This is a genomic window from Intrasporangium sp. (assembly GCF_051961875.1).
GTDB lineage: Bacteria > Actinomycetota > Actinomycetes > Actinomycetales > Dermatophilaceae > Intrasporangium_A.
Genome location: NZ_JBQCCV010000258.1, coordinates 19,280 through 39,006, shown reverse-complemented (window position 1 = coordinate 39,006; position 19,727 = coordinate 19,280). Strand labels below are relative to the sequence as shown.

The following is a 19,727-nucleotide window of genomic DNA, read 5'->3' as shown; positions in this document are numbered from 1 at the left end:
ACAGCGCGCTCGACGACGAGGCCCTCGCCGGGGGCCAGGGCCGAACGCACGGAGCCGAACGCGGTCGAGACGACGGGGAGACCCAGCGTGCGGGCCTCGAGGATCACCATCGGCTGGCCCTCGTAGTCGCTGGAGAGGACGAAGGCGTGGCATCGGGACATGATCGCCCACGGGTTCGGCTGGAGCCCGGTCAGCGTCACGGCCCCCTGCAGCCCCAAGCGTTCCACCAGCACCTGGACCTCTGGACGGAGCGGACCGTCCCCCACGATCACGAGCCGGGCATCGGGATGCGCGCGGTGCACGACGGAGAAGGCACGGACCAGACGCTCGTGGTTCTTCTCCGGGGAGAGACGCCCGACCGTGACGAAACGGAACCCGTCGGTCCCCTCGAGGATGCCGTCAGGAGGCTCGGCAGCGGCCAGCTCGAGGATCCGTCCGGCGTCGATCGTGTTGCGCGCCGAGGTGAACTGTTCGGGGGCGGCCCACGCGGCGAGCTTCTCCGCGTTGATGTCGCGCAATGCGGGTGAGACGGAGACGAGGTGGTCGAAGCGGCGGTACGACGTGAAGACTCCCGCGAGGTTGCGATGGTGGGGATTGCGCCCGTCCACCTCGCGCTGCTGGTCCGCGGCGAGGTCGTTGTGCAGCCAGATCGACCGAGAACGGGCCGGCACGAGGCTGAGCATGAAGGACCAGAGGGGGCTGTAGCCGCTGAAGTCGACGACGTGGTCGAACCGGGCCGTTCCGACGGTTCGCCGCCAGTCGTCCAGCAGCAGCTCCTTCAGCGCAGCCCGGTCACGGCCTCCAAGCTGGGCGGCTTGGCCGCCGAGGAGTCTCCGCTTGCTGAAGAAGTGCCGCTTGCCCGGGTTGAATCCGCCGGCCCGGACGAACTGCCGGACCCGGCCGTCGATCAGCTCGAAGTTGGAGAGGCGCTCGGGGTCCTGGCTCTTGTTGTGCACCACCGAGACGTCGACGCGCTCGTGGTCCAGGTTGCGCAGCAGGTTCAGCCCGGCGGTCGTGATGCCGTTCGACTTCATCCCGCCCAGGTAGATGAGGAGCGTGGGTCGCCCGTCGCGGCGCGTGGGTCGTACCCGGCGCTCGTGCCCGCGGTCGTGCAGCACGACGTCGAGCACCCGCTGCGTCGCCCCACCGTCGTCCCATGGCGTGAACCGGAGGCGGCCTGCCTCGCGGAGTGCGCGGTGGCTGACCTCGGCGTCGTCGGAGGAACCGGTCCCGACCGCCTCGACGAGCTTCGCCAAATCGGCAACGGAGTGTGCGACGGGGCCGGGCAGCTCGTCGAGCGAGAGGTACCAGCCGCGGTACGAGGCGTACTCGTCGAGATCTGGGGTGAAGAACAGGATCGGGCGATCCGTCGTGAGGAAGTCGAAGAAGATGCTCGAGTAGTCGGTGACGAGCATGTCAGTTGCGGCAAGGACGTCGTTGCTCGGGACGTCGTTGCTGACGAGGCGCCCCACCAGGCGCGGCTCGTTTGCCGCAAACTCGGCGACCTGCTGGTGCACCTTGAGCAGGACGCGGTGGCCGGTCGGCAGCCGGGACTGGAGGTCGGAGACAACCTGGGCGAGCTCGGCCGCGTCGTTGCGCGCCTCGTGGAAGGAGTCCCCCTTCCAGGTCGGCGCGTAGAGGACGACCCGGTCGGTGTGGGAGACCTCGACTCCTGAGCGCTGCAGCCTGCCCAGCACTCGCGCGCGGGTGCCCGGGACGAACTGGACGTCGGTGCGGGGCTGCCCCTCCTCGATGAGCAGGCCGGGAGCAACGTTGAGGAGGCGGTAGGCGCCCTCGTACATGACCTCGGACATGTACGGCGAGCTCGACAGGAGGTAGTCGGCCATCATGAAGTTGCGCAGGACATTGCTCGCGCCCTGAGCACCTTGGGCCTCGTCGTAGCCCATCCGCTTCAGTGGGGTGCCGTGCCACGTGTTGACGTACACCTGTCCCGGCCGCTTGTTGAAGCCCGGCGGGAATGTCGCGTTGTTGACGAGCACCCCGGCGGTGGTGAGCGCCTTGTGGTAGGCGACCGATCCTCGACGGACGAACCGGACCCGCGGGTCGCCGCCGAACTCGGCGAGCAGCTCGGGATGGTCCTTCGGCTCCTTGAGGACCCAGAGATGGCGCCGGTGTGCCTGGTTGGGATCTGCCAGGATCGCCCGGAACAGGGCCTCGGGGTTGCAGAGCATCCCGCTGCCCCCGAACGCCTCATAGACGATGAGACTGTCGTCGATGGGGAGCCGACGGATCTGCGCCTTCCACTCGCTGGGAAGTGTCTTCGCCACCTTGCGGAACATGCGCACGCCGCGCTGCAGAGTCCGCAGGCTCTGTCCCATTGATTCCAGTCCTTCTGTCGGCGCGTCGAGCCTGCACATGGTACCCACCCAACGGGCGGTCCCCACGTCGCAGGCCACGCAGGTGGCGCGCGGCTGCGGTCGGTAGAGTCACCCCCGAGTACCGGGCCCGACGACCACGGGGCCCGGGTGAATCGGAGGCAGGCGTATGGGCGTCCTGATCCCAGGAACGACGTCGTGGCGGGAGGCTATCCCGGTCCTCGTCGTCGCCGTCGCCCTCCTCTTCGTCCCCGGAACTCTCGCCGCGCTGGCCGCCCGGGCGCGGCTGCTCGCCGCCATCGCCATCGGGCCGGTTCTCACCTCGACCTTCCTCACCGTGTCCGGGGTCGTATGCGGTGCCCTCGGGATCCGCTGGACCGTGCCCGTCCTCTTCGTCAGTCTCGCCCTCTGCGTCATCGTCGTCGGGGCCGCCGGCCGGCTGCTGTCGAAGCGCACCACCCCCGTAGAAGGCGGCCCCCTGCTCGGGACGGCGGTGGGCGTGGTCGTCGCCCTGGCCGTCTTCCTCGTGGCGATGGGCAAGGAACTGCCCACTCCGGAGGCGATCCCACAACACCCCGACACGATCTTCCACCTCGGCGCGGCCCAGTGGATGCTCGAGCACGGTGACATCTCCGTGCTCCACGCCGCAGGGTTCGCAACGCCGACGGGCACCGGTTTCTATCCCGCGGCCTTCCACGACTTCACCTCGAGCATCGCCCTGCTGACCGGCAGCTCGGTGGTGGTCGCCTCGTCCGTCTTCGTGATCACGATCGCAGCCATCGCCTGGCCACTCGGGTGTGCCGTCCTCGCGATGTCCCTGCTCGGCCGTCGCGCAAGCGTGGCAATCGCTGCCGCGATCGCCTCCGTCTGCTTCACGGGCTACCCGTACTTCCTCATGGGCTTCGGCGTGCTGTGGCCCAACCTGTTCGGCCAGGCGCTGCTGCCGGCCGCGCTCCTGCTCGTCGTGTCCGTCACCGGCAGTCCCGCCGAGCAGGGGTATGCCGCTGCGCCGCGTCGCATGTCCCTCTTCCTGCTCGCGGTCTCGCTCCCGGGCCTGACGCTGGCCCATCCCAACGCCTTCGTGTCCCTGTGCGTGTTCGTCGCGATCCTCGTGCTGGGCCGGGTCGTCGCCTACGGGTGGCGTGCGCGACGGGAGCGCGGAGCCCTGGTGCGGAACGGCGCCGTCGGACTCGGCATCGTCGTCGTGGCGCTCGGCGGCCTTGCGCTGCGGCCCCAGGGGATGTTCAACACGGGCGCAGCAGGTCCCGAGGCGAGTGCCGCCCGGGCACTGCACGACATGGTCCTCTTCTCCCCGCGCGAGACGCGGCCGTTGATCCTCCTCTCCGTGTTCGTCATCGCCGGAGCCCTCATCCTCCTGTTCCGCCGCCCGGGAGCCCGCTGGGTCGCGGTCGGGCTCGCGCTCTTCTCGTGCCTCTTCTGGGTCAACGTCGCCGTCGACTCCGATGCCGCCCGGTTCTTCACCTGGCCCTGGTACAACAACGCCGTCAGGATCCAGGCTGTCGGAGTGCTCCCCGCCGTGATCGCTGCCGCCACCGCTTTCGTGTACGTCGGGGACCTGGCCGCCCGCTATCTCAGAAGCCATCGTCCAAGCCTCCGCGAGCATCACGCCCGCCTGGCGGCGGTCGGTGCGCTGCTCGCGGTCTTCCTCGTCGTGACGCAGGGCTACGTGGGTGCCCACGCGGCCATCCTGCACCGCTACTTCCACCCGAAACCGGCGGACTCCTGGGTCACGAACCAGGAGCTCCGATCGCTCCGGGCGCTGTCCCAGCACATCCCGCCGAACGAGGTCGTCGCCGCAAACCCGTGGAACGGCGGCACCTACCTCTATGTCGTGAGCGGCCGGCGCCTCCTCGTCCCCACCGAGAAGGCCAACACGAGCCCCGACCGGGAGCTGCTGTCCCGGCACCTCAACGAGGTGGGCACGAACCCCGAGATCTGCACGGTCGCAGAGCGACAGCACGTCGAGTGGGCCATCACCGGGGGACGCCCCTTCTCCTGGTCGAAGGGCCGCGAGAAGCTCTACGCCGGCATCGACCACGTGGGCACCTCCCCAGCCTGGAAGCCGGTCGCCAGCTCGGCCCCATACACGCTGTACGAACGCATCGCCTGCGCCCGCTGAGCGCCGGGCCCAGCACGCAGGCGCTGGCTATACTCGCCGTCTGTGCCAGGCCCGCGAATCCTCACCATCTCCATGTCACCCCTGACCCGGGATGCGCGGGTCCTCCGGCAGCTCGGGGTCCTGGCGCAGCACGGCGAGGTGACCTCGGTCGGCTATGGCCCGACACCGGAAGGCGCGACCCGCCACCTCCGCGTCGACGACCAGGCGCCCTCCCTGCCCCGGTCAGTCCCGGGCGTCGTCGGGCTCGCCCTGCGGCGGCACCAGAGGGTCGAGCTGGCCGCGGGCGGGTTGCGTCAGGCGCGCGCGCTCATCGGGACGGAGCGTTTCGACCTCGTCGTCGCGAACGACGCGCGCGCCCTGCCGCTCGCCTTCTCCGTCGCGCAGGGCGCGCCGGTCTGGGCGGACATGCACGAGTGGGCCGCCGAGGAGTTCTCCCACGTCTTCACATGGCGCACCCTGGTGGGTCCGCTCATGGACGACCTCTGCCGGCGCTACCTGCCGAGGAGCGGCGCCGTGACGACCGTCTGCGAGCCCCTGGCCCGCCGTTACACAGAGGTGTACGGCGTGCCCTGCGAGGTCGTCCGCAACGCCGGCCCGTTCCGGGAGCTGGCACCGACCGACGTGGACGACGGGATGCTGCGCCTGGTCCACAGTGGTGCCGCGATCCGAGGACGCAACCTCGAGATGCTGATCCGCTCGACCCTCGCGCTCCCCCAGTTCACCCTCGACCTCTACCTCGTCCCGGCCGCCGACGGGGGCCGCTACCTGCGGGAGCTGCACGAGCTCGCGCAGGGCTCGGACCGGGTGCGCTTCCACGACCCGGTCCCCCCAGACGCGCTGCCCGCCACACTGAACGCCTACGACGTCGGCGTCTTCTGCATGCCGCCCATCAACATCAACGCCGAGTTCGCGCTGCCGAACAAGTTCTTCGACTTCGTGCAGGCCCGCCTCGCCCAGGCCGTGGGGCCCTCCCCCGAGATGGCACGGCTGGTGCGGGGGCTCGACCTCGGCGTCGTGGCCGAGGACTTCACCGAGGACGCCTTCACCGCAGCCCTCCGCCGCCTCGACCCCGACCGCGTGCGAGCCGGGAAGAAGGCTGCGGACGCGCAGGCGCACGCCCTCAGCGACGAGACGGACCGCACCGTGATGGCCGACATCGTGGGCCGCCTCCTCGGCGGCCCACGATGACCGACGTCCCCTCCGCCCTGCACGTCAACGACGCCGCCTTCACCGCCGCGCGGCTGGTGCGCCGCGGCAGGCAGCGGGGCTACGAGTGGGACCTGCTGCCCCGCGCCGTCGGCGACCCGGGGTGGAGGGGCGCCACGGGTCGCGCGCGACGCGCGCTGAGAGGGGCGGCCTGGGCCTCCCGGCTCGCGGTGCAGGCGCGCCGGCATGCCGTCGTGCACGTCCACTCCGCCACCACCCTGCCGCACACGCGCGCGATGGCCCCCCGCTACGTGCTGCACTGCCACGGCAGCGACGTCCGCACGGCGCAGTACGAGCCGGGCCGCGGTGACGTCATACGGTCTGGCCTTCGAGCGGCCGAGGCGGTCTTCTACTCGACGCCCGACCTCGCCCAGCACGTGCTCCCCCACCGACCGGACGCCATCCTGCTGCCCGTGCCGGTCGACGTGGCGGACCTGCCGCCCTGGCAACCCGCACCCGGACGCCCCCAGGTGGTCTTCGCCTCACGCTGGGAGCCGGTCAAGGGACTCGAGGCTCAGCTCGAGACCGCCCGGCTCCTCGCCGCGGCCCTCGGCGACTCGGCCGACCTCGTCGGGCTGGACTGGGGTCCGGGCGCGGCTGCTGCCGCGGGCGCGGGCGTTCGGCTGCTGCCCCGCATGGACCACGACACGTTCGTCCGCCTCCTCGCCGGTGCCGCCGTCGTCATCGGCCAGGCGGCCGGCATTCTGTCCTCCAGCGAGCTCGAGGCACTCGGCACCGGCGCTCCGCTCGTCGTGCCCGCGCCCCTCCTCCCCACGGGCGAGGCGCGTGCTCCTGTGCTGGGTGACGACCCGGCCTCGGCGGCCGAGGCGACGAGAGCACTGGTCCGCGGCGACGCCGCCCATGACCCGGACGCCGCTCGCGCCTGGGTCGAGCAGGTGCACGGCGCCCAGCGGGCCGTCGACGCCGTCGCCGAGGTCTACCGGCGCGTCGTCGCGGCCCGCTGAGGACGGTCAGAGCTCGACGACGGTCCCGCTCTTCGCGGACGCGATCATCGCCTCGGCGACGCGCACCGTCTGCCGTCCCTGGGCGAGCGTGACGATGTCCGACTCCTTGCCCTGAACGGCGTCCCGGAAGTGCTCATGCTCGGTCCGCAGTGGCTCCGGCTTGGGAATGGCGTAGCGCACCGTGTCACCCTCGGAGACCCCGCGGAACCGGGCGATCGCGTCCCACGTGGTCGCCACCTCCCCGTTCGCGTGGAAGGTGAGGTCGGCGGTGATCGTGTCGGCCACGAAGGCGCCCTTCTCCCCCGTCACGACCACGACGCGCTCCTTCAGCGGCGACAGCCAGTTGACGAGGTGGCTCGTCACGGTGCCCCCGAAGAGGCGGCACGTCGCCGCGACGAGGTCCTCGTGCTCGCGTCCCGACCGGTGCGCCGTCTGGGCGGACACGGCCGAATAGGCCTGCTGGGTCACCCACGCGGTCAGGTCGATGTCGTGGGTGGCGAGGTCCTTGACGACGCCCACGTCGGCGATGCGGGCGGGGAACGGTCCCTGCCGCCGGGTGGCGACCTGGTAGACACTGCCGAGGTCCCCGGCCTCGAGCCGGGCACGGAGCGACTGCAGGGCCGGGTTGAAGCGCTCGATGTGGCCCACGGCGCCGACGAGTCCGGCTGCCTCGAAGGCCTCGACCAGCGCGGTCGAGGCGGACACGTCGTGGGCGAGCGGCTTCTCGATGAGGGCGTGGACGCCGGCGTCCGCCAGGGCGAGCCCGACGCTCTCGTGGAGTCCGGTCGGTACGGCCACGACGCAGTAGTCCAGGCCTGCGGCGACGAGCTCCTCCACCGAGCGGAGGAGCGGCCGGTCACCGGCGACACCGTGCGGGTCACCGGCGGGGTCGGCAACGGCCACGAGCCGCACCCCCTCGAGGGAGCCCAGGACTCGGGCGTGGTGCCGGCCCATCATGCCGAGACCGATGAGACCTGCGCGTAGGTCGGCCATGGTCAGGCCCCCGCTCGGGCCAGGCTGTTCACGGCGGAGACGATCCGTTCTAGGTCGGCCTCGGAGAGCGCAGGGTGCACCGGCAGCGAGAGGCACTCGCGCGCGGCGCGCTCCGTCTCGGGCAGGTCGACGCTGGCGCGGAACGGCTCGAGCCGGTGGTTCGGCACCGGATAGAACATCCCCGAGCCGATGTTGTACTCCTCGCGCAGCGCCGCGGCCAGACCGTCACGGTCGTGCGGGACCCGCACGGTGTACTGGTGGTAGACGTGGACAGCACCGTCGGCGACGGAGGGCGGCGTCACCCCCTCGAGGTTGGTGGTGAGGAACGACGCGTTCTTCTGACGCTGCGCCGTCCAGCCGTCGACCTTGCGCAGCTGCTCGCGCCCGATGGCGGCGTGGATGTCCGTCATCCGCACGTTGAAGCCGACGAGCTCGTTGTGGTACTGGCGCTCCATGCCCTGGTTGCGGTAGAGGCGCATCCGGCGCTCCGTCTCGCTGTCCGCGACGGAGACCATCCCGCCCTCGCCCGAGGTCATGTTCTTGGTCGGGTAGAGCGAGAACATGGCGAACTGGCCGAAGCTGCCGACCGGTCGCCCGTGCAGGGACGCGCCGTGCGCCTGCGCGGCGTCCTCGAAGATGCGCAGGCCGTGCGCCTCGGCGAGCCGACCGAGGGCCTCCATCTTCGCGGGGTGCCCGTACAGGTGGACCGGCATGATCCCGACCGTGCGCTCCGTGATGGACGCCTCCACCGCGGCCGGCGACAGGCAGAAGTCGTCGGGGTCGATGTCGGCGAACACCGGCGTCGCGCCGGTGAGGGCCACCGAGTTCGCGGTGGCCGCGAAGGTGAAGGACGGCACGATCACCTCGTCACCGGGGCCGACCCCCGATGAGAGCAGCCCGAGGTGGAGGCCGGACGTGCCCGAGTTGACCGCCACGCAGGCACGGCCCAGGTCGAAGTGCTCCGCGAACTCCTGCTCGAAGGCGGCGACCTCGGGGCCCTGGGCCAGCATGCCGGACCGCAGGACGCGGTCGACTGCCGCTCGCTCCTCGTCACCGATGAGCGGCTTGGCCGGCGGGATGAACTCGTTCATTCGGTGACCTCCATGAGGGTCTCGTCGTTCTCGCGATACTTCTCGCCGGTGCGGGGGCACACCCAGAGCCCGCCGCCGGCGTCCTCCAGGGGTTCACCGGCCTTGCCGACCCAGGCCTTGCGCACCGCGGGCACCCCGGCGACCAGGGCGAAGTCCGGCACGTCCCTCGTCACGACCGCACCTGCCGCGACCAGCGCCCAGCGCCCGATCGTCACCGGTGCCACGCACACGGAGCGGGCACCGATCGACGCACCCTCGCGGCAGGTGACGCCGACGGCCTCCCAGTCGTCGGCGCGCTTGAGGGCACCCTCGGGGGACACCGCCCTCGGGAAGTGGTCGTTGGTGAACACGACAGCCGGGCCGACGAAGACGCCGTCTTCGAGGACGGCCGGCTCGTAGACGAGGGCATGGTTCTGCAGTTTGCAGTTGTCGCCCAGGACGACCCCGGGCCCCACGTAGGCCCCGCGCCCGACGATGCAGTTGCGACCCAGCCGCGCGTTCTCACGCACCTGGGCCAGGTGCCAGACCGCACTCCCGTCGCCGATCTCGGCGCCCGGGTCGACGTCCGCGCTGTCCGCGACACGGATGCTCATCGGGACACCACCTCTTCCACCGGCACCTCGGCCTCGGACTGCTCCGGCACGCCGATGGAGCGGAAGGTCACGCCGGCGAACCGGGACGGGTCCAGGCGCCGACGGCCGTCGACGACGACCGCGACCCCCGGCAGGTCGTCCCGCGACAGCGCGTCGTACTCGTCGTGGTCAGCCTGCAGGACGGCGACGTCCACCGGCTCGCCGAGGTGGTAGGCGCTCCACCCGTAGCGCTGCAGCTCGTCGTCGTGGTACATCGGGTCGTGGACGAGCACCTGGGCGCCACGCTCCTCGGCCGCCTTGACGACGCCGAACACCCCGGAGAACGCGGTCTCCTTGACGCCTCCCCGGTAGGACGCGCCGAGCACGACGAGCCGCTTTCCCGCGAGCGACCCACCGGCCGCCTCCTCGGCGAGGGCGACGGTGTACTCGGGCATGTCCGCATTGGCCTGCCGGGCCGCCCGCACGACCGTCGCGGCCGGGTCGTTCCATAGGTAGAGGCGGGGATAGACGGGGATGCAGTGACCACCGACGGCGACCCCGGGACGGTGGATGTGGCTGTACGGCTGTGAGTTGCTCGCCTCGATGACCTGGTGCACGTCGATCCCGTGCCCGGCGGCGAAGACGGCGAACTGGTTCGCCAGCCCGATGTTGACGTCTCGGTAGGTCGTCTCTGCGAGCTTGGCCATCTCGGCGGCCTCGGCGCTGCCCAGGTCCCACACGCCGTTGCCCCGCTCGAGGTCCGGTCGCGGGTCGAACTGCAGCACCGCCTCGTAGAACTCCTTGGCGCGGCGGGTGCCCGCATCCGACAGGCCGCCGACGAGCTTGGGGTACTTGCGAAGGTCCGCGAAGACCCGCCCTGTGAGGACCCGCTCCGGGGAGAAGACGACGTGGAAGTCGCTCCCCTCCGTCAGCCCGGAGACCCCCTCGAGCCGGGGCTTCCACCGGGTCCGGGTCGTGCCCACCGGCAGCGTGGTCTCGTAGAGGACCAGGGTGCCCGGTCTCAGGCCCCGCCCGATCGCCTCGGTAGCCGCGTCCATGGCGGCGAAGTCGGGCCGAGCCTCGTCGTCGACGAAGAGCGGCACCACCACGACGACGGCGTCCGACTCGGCGACCGCGCCCGACGTGTCGGTGGTGGCGCGCAGCAGGCCCTGCTCGACGACCTCGTGCAGGTAGTCCTGCAGGTGGGCCTCCCCCGGGAAGGGCTCGATGCCCTCGTTGACGAGGCCGACGACCCTTGGGTCGATGTCGGCGCCCGCCACCTCATGCCCCGACCTCGCGAACTGGACGGCGAGCGGGAGGCCGATCTTGCCCAGCCCGACGACGGTGATCCTCACGATTCTCCCAACCCCGGCTGCGGGATCTCCTGCCCTGCCTCGCCCAGGATCACTGAACGCCAACCGGTAAACTCATGCTCCGTGAACGACCGCCGCCCGTTGCCCTCGCGGGTCACCACGGGATCGCACCGGTTCGGCGGCGCCGTCGTTTGTGACAGCGCGAGGAAGTCTACTTGCCCGACGGACCGCGCCTTCTCGGCCGGTTCCCCGACGGGACCGATTCGGTGACGGCATCCGAACAGCCGCCGACGGCGGCGCAGCAATCCTCGGCCCGGTGGCGTGTCGACCTCACGGCATCGACCGATGGCTCGATGGCCTCTCGCGGCGTGCTCAGCACGCTCGGCCTCCTGTTCCAGGGCGGGCTGCGTTTCGCCACGAGCTGGCTCGTCGGCCGGCTCGCCGGCCAGGCCGTGCTCGGCTCGGTGCAGGCCGCCATCTCGACGGGCACGCTGCTCGCGCTGCTGTGGCCGACGACGTCAGGGTCGGCAGCCTCCAAGTACCTCGCCCGTGCCCGAGGGGCCGGGGACCTCGAGGAGCTGCACGCCGTCGCCACCCACCTCCGCCGCCGCACGCTGCTCGCGGCGGCCGCCGTCGCGGTCCTCGCGGTGCCTGCCTGGCTGCTCCTCGACGACGGCCTCCTTCGGGACGCCGTCTGGGTCGCCGTGTTCGCGGCGGCGTACTCCGGCTACTCGTTCACGCGGGGGGTGTTCTTCGGAGTGGGCCAGGTGCGGCGGGCCACGACGTGGGACGGCATCGGCGCGGCTCTCGGCCTCGTCGGTCTCGCCGTCGCCCTCCTGCTCGGCGTCCGGGGAACGGCGCTGATCGCGCCGATCGCCGGCGCCTACCTGCTCTACAGCATCGCCGGGTGGCCACGGGGGCCGTCGGTCGTGCCCCGGCGCGAGCTCCGGCGCGAGCTCGACCACATGATCCTGCTCGGTGCGGCGGGCACGATCGCGAGCACCGGGTTCCTCCAGATCGCGATGGTCGTGGCCAAGGGGGCGGGCAGCCCGGACGAGGCGGGCCAGTTCGCCGCCGCCATGGTGACGGCGACGCCCGCCTCCCTGCTCGCCTCCTCCCTGGGGCTGGTCCTGTTCCCCGCCCTGGCGCAGGCGTGGGGCCGCGGCGACCGCGACACGTTCCGGGCGCAGACGAACCAGGCGACGCGGGTGCTCGTGCTCGTGATGCTCACGATCTTCGGCTCGCTGATCCTCACCTCCCGGCTGGTCATCGACCTGGTCTGGGGCTCCGAGTTCTCCCGGAGCGCGACCCTCTTCCCGATCCTCATCGGCGCCGTGCTGACGACCAACCTCGCGATCGCCTCGGTCAACGCGCTCATCACGCGCAGCCACCGCGCCATGCTCGTGACGAGCGGGGCGAGCATCGCCGGCCTCGTCGTCGGCTGTGTCACGTGGCTCGTCCTCGTCCCGCGGAGCGGGGTCCTCGGTGTGGCGGTCGGCTTCCTGCTCGGTTCGCTCGTCAACGGCTTGGTCCCCCTCATCGTGGAGTGGCGGGTCGGGGGCCACGCGTGGGCAGGGCTCGCGCTCCGCCTCGGTGCGGGCATCGTCATCATCGGTTCCGGGTTCACCCTGCAGCGCCTCTTCGACCTCCCCGCGGCGACGGACCCCCTCGTCGCGGGGCTGTTCTGCCTCCTCTGGTGGACCCTGTCGCGCCGTGACCTGAGCCTCCTGCCCTTCCGCGGCTCCTTCAGCCGGAAGCGCCCCTGAGCCGCATGGAGGGCAGTCCGGACGGCGGTCGGCTGGTACCGTCTGCTCCGATGTCCGCCCCACGTGTCGCGCTCGCGAGCCGCATCTTCCCTCCAGAACCCGGGGCTGCGGCATACCGTCTCGGGTCGCTCGCTCGGCGCCTTCGCCAGCACGGCGCGCACGTCGACGTCCTGACGAGCACGCCCCCGCGTGGCCTCAAGGGAGGGCCGGCGCCGGCGGGCGTGCGCCTCCGCCGCTGGCCCGTGCTCCGGGACCGCGGCGGCAACGTCAGGGGATACCTGCAGTACGCGAGCTTCGACCTGCCGCTCCTGGTCCGGCTGCTTGTCAATCGCCGACCCGACATCGTCGTCGTCGAGCCCCCGCCGACGACCGGCGCCGTCGTCCGCATCGTCTGCGCCCTGCGCCGGCTCCCCTACGCCTACTACGCGGGGGACGTGTCGTCCACGGCGGCCGCCGGAATCGGCATCGCCCGACCCGTGGTGGCGGTACTGCGCGCCCTCGAGCGCTGGGCGATGAGCGGCGCTGCCCTCGTGCTGACCGTCTCCACGGGCGTGGCCGAGGACGTGCGCGCCATCGTCGGCGAGGACCATGACATCCTCGTCGTCGGCACGGGTGTCGACACCGAGACGTTCCGCGCGGTGCCCCATGACGGCGCCACCCCGACCTTCGTCTATGCGGGCACGATGTCGGAGCTGCAGGGCGCGGAGGTCTTCGTGCGCGCCTTCGCGCAGGTCGCCGCCGACCGGCCGGACGCCCGGCTGGTGATGTTCGGCCAGGGAGTCCAGGCCGATCAGCTCAGGCGGCTGGCCGACAGCCTGGCCCCCGGGCAGGTGTCGTTCCCCGGCCGAGTCCCAGGTGAGGTGGTCGCCGCGGAGGTAAGCCAGGCCGCAGCCGGGCTCGCGTCGCTGCACCCCGACATGGGCTACGACTACGCATTCCCCACGAAGATGTTCGCCGTCACGGCCTGCGGCGTCCCTGTCATCTACTCGGGTCCGGGCCCCGGATACGAGATCGTGCGCAGCAACGGGCTCGGCTGGGCCTGCGACTGGTCACCCGACGAGGTCGCGGAGGCGATGCGGGAGGCGCTCGAGCGCCGGCCCGGTCCCGGGGAAGCGGAGAGACTGAGCGGCTGGACGCGCACCTTCGCAAGCCAGGACGCGGTAGCGGAGAAGGCCGCGGCCGCGGTCCTCGCGACCGCTCGGCGTCCGAGGGGCAACAGCGCGGTCAGCGCCGCAGCCGCCGCGGACTCGACAGGAAGCCGGCGCCCCACGCCCAGTGCATCGTCGCCAGGACCATCGGCGCCAGCGCGCGAGTCCGAGCCGACTCACCCCGAGTGATCGCGACCCCGCCCAGGGTGACGGCAGCGGCATAGGTCGCAGGAACCACCCAGGCGGCCCGCCAGCGCACCCCGACCGCGGCGGCGGCCACGGTGCCGAGCACCATCGCGGGGGGTGCGAGGTAACGCAAATTGATGGTGCCCTCGTGGTGACGCGCCACGATCCGGCGCCAGCGCCCGTAGTGGAAGTACTGGCTGGCCAGGGCGCGGAACGTGCTGCGCGGCCGGTAGGTGACCCTGAGCGCCGGAGTGAACCAGACCTTGCCCCCGGTCTCCCGGATCCGATGGTTCATCTCCCAGTCCTGGGCCCGGGCGAAGTGCGGGTCGTAACCTCCAACCCGCTCCAGCGCCTCACGACGGAACGCGCCGAGGTACACCGTCTCGGCCTCGCCAGCCTCTCCCCCGACGTGGAAGGCGGAGTTGCCGACGCCGATCCGGCTGCGCATCGCGGCCGCGACGGCCCGCTCGAAGGCGTTGGTCCCCCGGGCGTCCATGATCCCGCCGACGTTGTCAGCACCCACCCGCATGAGCTCGCCGACGGCCGTGGAGACGTAGTCCAGAGGGATCTCGGCATGGCCGTCGACCCGGACCACGATGGCTCCCGAGGACGCGCCGATGGCGGCGTTGAGGGCATCCGGCGTCCGACCGCTGGGGTTCGGCACCGTCTTGACCCTCGCGTCCGACGCCGCCAGCCGAGCAGCCACCTCGTCCGTGCGGTCCTGAGACGGACCGAGCGCGAGCACCACCTCGAGGGGCCCCGGGTAGTCCTGGCCCAGGACCATCTGGACGGCATCGGCCAGGTGCCGCTCCTCATTGAGGATCGGCAGTATGACGCTCACCGCGGGATGGGTCGACCCCTCCCGCATCGCTGTCGCCGAGACGGTCCGGTCCGTCTCGGAGTCGGTGGTCGCCACGCTCACTTGAGCAGCTGGCGGGCCATGACCAGACGCTGGATCTGGTTGGTGCCCTCGTAGATCTGGGTGATCTTCGCGTCGCGGAGCATCCGCTCGAGCGGGAAGTCCCGGGTGTACCCGGCTCCACCGAGCAGCTGGACGGCGTCGGTGGTCACCTTCATCGCGACATCGGAGGCGTAGCACTTCGCGGCGGCACCGAAGAAGGCCAGGTCCTTGTCCTCACGCTCCGACTTCGCCGCCGCGACGTACACCATCTGGCGGGCGGCCTCGAGCTCCATCGCCATGTCCGCGAGCATGAACTGGATGCCCTGGAAGTCGGCGATGTGCTTGCCGAACTGCTTGCGCTCCTTGACATAGGCCAGCGCCCCGTCGAGAGCGCCCTGGGCGATGCCGACCGCCTGGGCACCGATCGTGACCCTCGTGTGGTCGAGCGTGCGCAGGGCGATCTTGAGGCCCTGACCGACCTCGCCGACGAGACGGTCCCCGGGGACCCGGACGTGGTCGAAGTGCAGCTCGCGCGTCGGGCTGCCCTTGATGCCGAGCTTGCGCTCCTTCTCACCGAAGGTGAAGCCGGCGTCGGACTTCTCGATGACGAAGGCGGTCACGTTGCTGCCGCGCTTTCCCTCGGGGTCGGTCACGGCCAGCACCGTGTAGTAGTCGGAGACACCCGCGTTCGTGATCCAGGACTTCTGGCCGTTCAGCACCCAGTCGTCGCCGTCCCGGACGGCCCGGGTCTTCATCGAGGCGGTGTCGGAGCCGGCCTCGCGCTCCGAGAGGCCGTAGGAGAAGGTGGCCTTCCCCTCCGCCAGCGGGGGCAGGTAGCGCTTCTTGACGTCCTCGTTGGCCGCGAGGATGAGCGGGAGGGAGCCCAGCTTGTTGACGGCCGGGATGAGCGAGCTCGACGCGCAGACGCGCGCGACCTCCTCGATGACGATGCAGGTGGCCAGGGCGTCGGCCCCCACGCCGCCGTACTCCTCGGGGATGTGGGGCGCGAAGAAGTCGGAGGCGACCAGGGCGTCGTGCGCCTCCTGGGGGTAGCGCGCCTCCTCGTCGACGATGGCGGCAAAGGGCGCGATCTTGTCCTCAGCCACGGCACGCACGGCCGCACGCAGGGCGTCGTGGTCCTCCGAGAGCCGGTAGAGGTCGAAGTCCGGGTTCGTCACGCCTTGATGCTACTCGGCGGTCGCCGCCCTTCCGCCCGCGCACGGGGCCCGTGCGCGACGTCACACGTCCACGATGAGGACGTGAGCGGCATACCGCTTCGTGGCTCACCTATCCTGCGAGCAGGTCATGAGCGCCAGCGCAAAGCCCCGGCTCGCTGGCCGGCAACCCTCCCAACCGCGGTGGGGTGCCCCGGGTGAGGACCAGGTCGGCGAACCACGTTCGCCGGCAAGCGCGGAGAGCCTTCTCCCGCACCGATCAGACACGTCGGTGCCCCTGGGCAGCGACATCGAGCACACGGGATACGAGGAAGCAGATGACTGACACCCCGAACTGGTCGTTCGAGACGCGGCAGGTCCACGTCGGCCAGGAGCAGGCCGACCCGGCCACCGGCGCACGAGCCCTGCCGATCTACCAGACGACGTCGTACGTCTTCAACGACACCGAGCACGCGAAGAACCTCTTCGCCCTGTCCGAGCTCGGCAACATCTACACCCGGATCATGAACCCCACCCAGGACGCGGTCGAGAAGCGGATCGCCTCCCTCGAGGGCGGCGTCGGCGCGCTGCTGCTCAGCTCGGGGATGTCCGCGACGTTCTTCGCGATCGTCAACATCGCCGAGGCCGGTGACCACGTGGTCGCGAGCCCGGCGCTCTACGGCGGCACCTACAACCTCTTCCAGAACACGCTGCCCAAGCTCGGCATCGAGGTGACCTTCGTCGAGAACACGGCCGACCCGGAGGCCTGGCGGGCCGCGGCCCGGCCGAACACCAAGCTCTTCTTCGGCGAGACGATCGCCAACCCGAAGTCGGACATCCTCGACATCGAGGCCGTGGCGGCCGTCGCGCACGAGATCGGCGTCCCCCTCGTCGTCGACAACACCATCGCGACGCCCTACCTGCTGCGCCCGATCGAGCACGGCGCCGACATCGTGGTGCACGCTGCCACGAAGTACCTGGGCGGCCACGGCACGACCATCGCCGGCGTCATCGTGGACTCGGGCAACTTCGACTTCGGCAAGGATTCGGAGCGGTTCCCCAACTACAACCAGCCCGACCCGAGCTACCACGGCCTGGTCTACGCCCGGGACCTCGGCAAGGACGGCGCCTTCGGCGTCAACCTCGCCTTCATCCTCAAGGCGCGGGTCCAGCTGCTGCGCGACCTCGGCAACGCGATCTCCCCGTTCAACGCCTTCCTCATCGGACAGGGCATCGAGACGCTCAGCCTCCGCGTCGAGCGGCACATCGAGAACGCCCACCAGGTCGCGGCGTTCCTCAAGGACCACGACCAGGTCGAGAAGGTCGTCTGGGCCTCCCTGCCGGAGGACCCCAACTACGAGCTGGCCCAGAAGTACGTCCCGAAGGGCGCGGGCGCCGTCCTCGCCTTCGAGATCACGGGCGGCCTCGAGGCGGGCAAGAAGTTCGTCGAGGGCCTCACGCTGCACAGCCACGTGGCGAACATCGGCGACGTCAAGTCCCTCGTCATCCACCCGGCCTCGACGACGCACTCCCAGGGCCCCGACGAGGACCGCCTCGCGGCCGGGGTCACCCCCGGACTGGTGCGGCTGTCCGTCGGCATCGAGCACATCGACGACATCATCGCCGACCTCGAGCAGGGCTTCGCCGCCGCGAAGGTCTGAACCCACCCGCACGCGCAAGGGGCCGTCTCCCACGAGGGGGCGGCCCCCTGCCGTGCGCTCAGCCTTGCCGTGCGTGGTCAGTCGAAGAACGACCGGACGGCGTCGATGACGCGGTCCTGGTCCGACTCCGTCAGCTCGGTCGCGCACGGCAGTGACACGCCGCGCTCGAACAGCGACGCCCCCACCTGCCCGCCGACGACACGGGACTCAGCATAGGGCGGCTGCAGGTGCAGCGGACGCCACAGGGCCCTGGCTCCGACGCCCCGTTCAGCCAGGTGGGCGAGCAGGTCGTCCCGGCCGCGGCCGTCCGTGTCGGGCACGAGCACGGAGTAGAGCCAGTACGTCGCGTCGAGCCCCTCGACACGCGGGGGCAGCACGAGCGGCAGGTCGGTCAGGGCCGCGTCATAGCGGTCGGCGATGCGGTGCTTCGCGCGGACGAACTCGTCCAGCCGTTCGAGCTGCGCGAGCCCCAGCCCCGCGGCGATGTTGGTGAGCCGGTAGTTGTAGCCGACCTCGTCGTGCAGGTAACCGACGTCGGGTACCTTCGCCTGGGTCGTGAGGTGCCGCGCCCGCGCCGCCAGGGCGTCGTCGTCCGTGACGATCATGCCCCCTCCCCCGGTCGTCGCGATCTTGTTGCCGTTGAAGGAGAAGCACCCGATGGCCCCGACCGTCCCCGTCTGCTTGCCGGCGAACCGGCCCCCGGACCACCCGGCTCCGAGGGACTCGGCCGCATCCTCGAGGACGGCGACGCCGTAGCGCTCGCAGACCTGCATGACCGGCTCCAGGGCCGCCGGCTGCCCGAGAGCATGGACCACCTCGACGACCTTCGGCATGGGCTCGCCCGTCGCGGCCCGCCGGTCGAGCTCGCCGGCCAGGAGCTCGGGATCCACGTTCCAGGTCCGCTCCTCGCTGTCCACGAGCACCGGCCGGGCGCCGAGGTAGGCGATCGGCGCCACGGAGCCCACGAACGTGAAGTCGGAGCACACCACGTCGTCCCCACGCTCCACGCCGAGGAGGATGAGCCCGACGTGGATCGCGGCCGTCCCGCTCGAGCAGGCGACCGCGTGCCTCGCACCCACCCGCGCCGCGAACCGCCGCTCGAACTCCGCGACGAACGGCCCCACCGACGAGACGAACCCGGAGTCCACTGCCTCGAGAACGTATCGCCGCTCCAGCTCGCCGATGTTCGGCACCGCGAGCGGGATCGTCCCCTCCGCTCCACGGGCACCAGGGGCGTGAGCCTCGCTCATCGGTGGTACCTCGCCACAGTCTCCGGGTCCACCCGGTCGCGAAGCCAGTCCGCCGTCCGCGCCAGCCCCTCCTCCAGCGACGTTGTCGGGGCCCAGCCGAGCAGTTCGTGCGCCCGCGAGGGATCGGACAGCAGGACCTGCACCTCGGAGGCGGCGGGCCGGATCCGCTGGCTCTCCGTCACCACGTGCGCGTCGTTCCCGGTCACCTTCCGGCACAGGTCGACGATGTCGCCGATCGACTCGGTCCGGCCCGTCCCGAGCTGGATCACCGTCCCGGGCGCGAGGTCGGTGACGGCCGCACGCACGAAGCCGTCGGCCGTGTCCGCCACGTAGGTGAAGTCACGCTTCGGCGACAGGTCACCGAGTCGGAGCTCGCGTGCGCCGGCGAGCAGCTGCGACAGGACGGTCGGGATGACCGCCCGCGTCGATTGCCGGGGCCCGAATGTGTTGAACGGCCGCAGCACGGTCACCGGTGTCTCGAACGACAGGGCGTAGGACTCGCACATCTTGTCCGCGCTGATCTTCGTTGCACTGTAGGGCGATTGCCCGCGCAACGGGTGAGCCTCGGTGATCGGCACCTCCTCAGGCGTGCCATAGACCTCGGAGGTCGAGGTGTTGACCATCCGCGGCGTGCCGTGCCGGCGTACCGCCTCGAGCACGTTGAGCGTCCCGATGACGTTCGTCTCCACGTAGGAACGCGGCGCGACGTAGGAGAACGGGATCGCGATGAGCGCGGCGAGGTGCAGGACGACGTCGACGCCCTCGACGGACGCCGCGACGTGCTCGGGGTCGCGGATGTCACCGAGCACCACCTCGGCCTGACCGTCGCCTATCGCCCGGCGGAACGGCGCCGACTCGTCGAGCCATCCGGCCGCGCCGTTCGAGTTGTAGAGGCAGAACGCTCGGACGCGGGCCCCGTCGGCGATGAGCCGCTCGACGACGTGGCTGCCGATGAAGCCGTCCGACCCGGTGACGAGAACGGTCCTGCCTGCGATCGACTGGCTCATCGGGCGCGGTTCCATCAAGGTTTCCTCCTCCGGCCGTA

The 19,727-nt window shown here is 71.1% G+C and carries 15 protein-coding genes and 1 riboswitch; of the genes, 6 read left to right on the top strand and 9 right to left on the bottom strand.

The window, feature by feature from the left end:
- Positions 1–2,339, bottom strand: a 2,339-nt coding sequence (locus ACTHJJ_RS15850; RefSeq protein WP_440303909.1) for a CDP-glycerol glycerophosphotransferase family protein, incomplete at its 3' end; no start/stop codon positions are given.
- A gap of 166 nt (positions 2,340–2,505) precedes the next feature.
- Here ACTHJJ_RS15850 and ACTHJJ_RS15845 point away from each other — a divergent pair.
- The 3 genes from ACTHJJ_RS15845 to ACTHJJ_RS15835 all read left to right on the top strand — a co-directional run bounded on the left by ACTHJJ_RS15845 (position 2,506) and on the right by ACTHJJ_RS15835 (position 6,647).
- Positions 2,506–4,476, top strand: coding sequence for a DUF6541 family protein (locus tag ACTHJJ_RS15845; RefSeq protein WP_440303908.1), 1,971 nt, complete (start codon positions 2,506–2,508; stop codon positions 4,474–4,476).
- Between the two features lie 72 nt (positions 4,477–4,548).
- Complete coding sequence (locus ACTHJJ_RS15840; protein WP_440303907.1) at positions 4,549–5,664, top strand: glycosyltransferase; 1,116 nt, start codon at positions 4,549–4,551, stop codon at positions 5,662–5,664.
- Positions 5,661–6,647, top strand: coding sequence for a hypothetical protein (locus ACTHJJ_RS15835; protein WP_440303906.1), 987 nt, complete (start codon positions 5,661–5,663; stop codon positions 6,645–6,647). Before ACTHJJ_RS15840 ends, ACTHJJ_RS15835 begins: the two co-directional genes overlap by 4 nt.
- A gap of 6 nt (positions 6,648–6,653) precedes the next feature.
- On the opposite strand, the gene ACTHJJ_RS15830 is transcribed toward ACTHJJ_RS15835, so the two are convergent.
- The 4 genes from ACTHJJ_RS15830 to ACTHJJ_RS15815 are packed head-to-tail and all read right to left on the bottom strand — an operon-like array spanning position 6,654 to position 10,658.
- On the bottom strand, positions 6,654–7,640 hold the full coding sequence (locus tag ACTHJJ_RS15830) for a Gfo/Idh/MocA family oxidoreductase (RefSeq protein ID WP_440303905.1): 987 nt from the start codon (positions 7,638–7,640) through the stop codon (positions 6,654–6,656).
- A 2-nt stretch (positions 7,641–7,642) separates the two neighbouring features.
- The gene (locus tag ACTHJJ_RS15825) at positions 7,643–8,731 is read right to left on the bottom strand and encodes a DegT/DnrJ/EryC1/StrS family aminotransferase (RefSeq protein ID WP_440303904.1); all 1,089 of its coding nucleotides are present in this window, start codon (positions 8,729–8,731) and stop codon (positions 7,643–7,645) included.
- On the bottom strand, positions 8,728–9,324 hold the full coding sequence (locus ACTHJJ_RS15820) for an acyltransferase (RefSeq protein WP_440303903.1): 597 nt from the start codon (positions 9,322–9,324) through the stop codon (positions 8,728–8,730). The genes ACTHJJ_RS15825 and ACTHJJ_RS15820 overlap by 4 nt, the downstream gene beginning before the upstream one ends.
- Positions 9,321–10,658, bottom strand: coding sequence for a nucleotide sugar dehydrogenase (locus ACTHJJ_RS15815; protein ID WP_440303902.1), 1,338 nt, complete (start codon positions 10,656–10,658; stop codon positions 9,321–9,323). The genes ACTHJJ_RS15820 and ACTHJJ_RS15815 overlap by 4 nt, the downstream gene beginning before the upstream one ends.
- A gap of 173 nt (positions 10,659–10,831) precedes the next feature.
- On the opposite strand from ACTHJJ_RS15815, the gene ACTHJJ_RS15810 reads away from it, so the two are divergent.
- Both ACTHJJ_RS15810 and ACTHJJ_RS15805 read left to right on the top strand, forming a co-directional pair.
- Positions 10,832–12,382 carry a lipopolysaccharide biosynthesis protein gene (locus tag ACTHJJ_RS15810; protein ID WP_440303901.1) on the top strand — a complete coding sequence of 517 codons (1,551 nt, stop codon included), beginning with the start codon at positions 10,832–10,834 and terminating at the stop codon, positions 12,380–12,382.
- Between the two features lie 50 nt (positions 12,383–12,432).
- Positions 12,433–13,719, top strand: coding sequence for a glycosyltransferase family 4 protein (locus ACTHJJ_RS15805; RefSeq protein ID WP_440303900.1), 1,287 nt, complete (start codon positions 12,433–12,435; stop codon positions 13,717–13,719).
- Here ACTHJJ_RS15805 and ACTHJJ_RS15800 read toward each other — a convergent pair.
- Positions 13,607–14,584 carry a glycosyltransferase family 2 protein gene (locus tag ACTHJJ_RS15800; RefSeq protein ID WP_440303911.1) on the bottom strand — a complete coding sequence of 326 codons (978 nt, stop codon included), beginning with the start codon at positions 14,582–14,584 and terminating at the stop codon, positions 13,607–13,609. The two genes, ACTHJJ_RS15805 and ACTHJJ_RS15800, sit on opposite strands and share 113 nt — an antisense overlap.
- Before the next feature lie 50 nt (positions 14,585–14,634).
- Positions 14,635–15,795, bottom strand: a complete 1,161-nt coding sequence (locus ACTHJJ_RS15795) for an acyl-CoA dehydrogenase family protein (RefSeq protein WP_440303899.1) — start codon at positions 15,793–15,795, stop codon at positions 14,635–14,637.
- A gap of 123 nt (positions 15,796–15,918) precedes the next feature.
- Positions 15,919–16,034: riboswitch (SAM riboswitch) on the top strand.
- On the opposite strand from ACTHJJ_RS15795, the gene ACTHJJ_RS15790 reads away from it, so the two are divergent.
- Entirely contained in the window at positions 15,990–17,432 is a 1,443-nt protein-coding gene (locus ACTHJJ_RS15790) for a bifunctional o-acetylhomoserine/o-acetylserine sulfhydrylase (RefSeq protein ID WP_440303898.1), read from the top strand. It overlaps the preceding riboswitch by 45 nt.
- Before the next feature lie 77 nt (positions 17,433–17,509).
- Here the strand turns inward: ACTHJJ_RS15790 and ACTHJJ_RS15785 are convergent, their stop codons facing one another.
- Complete coding sequence (locus tag ACTHJJ_RS15785) at positions 17,510–18,682, bottom strand: DegT/DnrJ/EryC1/StrS family aminotransferase (protein ID WP_440303897.1); 1,173 nt, start codon at positions 18,680–18,682, stop codon at positions 17,510–17,512.
- Complete coding sequence (locus ACTHJJ_RS15780; protein ID WP_440303896.1) at positions 18,679–19,704, bottom strand: SDR family NAD(P)-dependent oxidoreductase; 1,026 nt, start codon at positions 19,702–19,704, stop codon at positions 18,679–18,681. Before ACTHJJ_RS15780 ends, ACTHJJ_RS15785 begins: the two co-directional genes overlap by 4 nt.
- Positions 19,705–19,727: the final 23 nt, after the last annotated feature.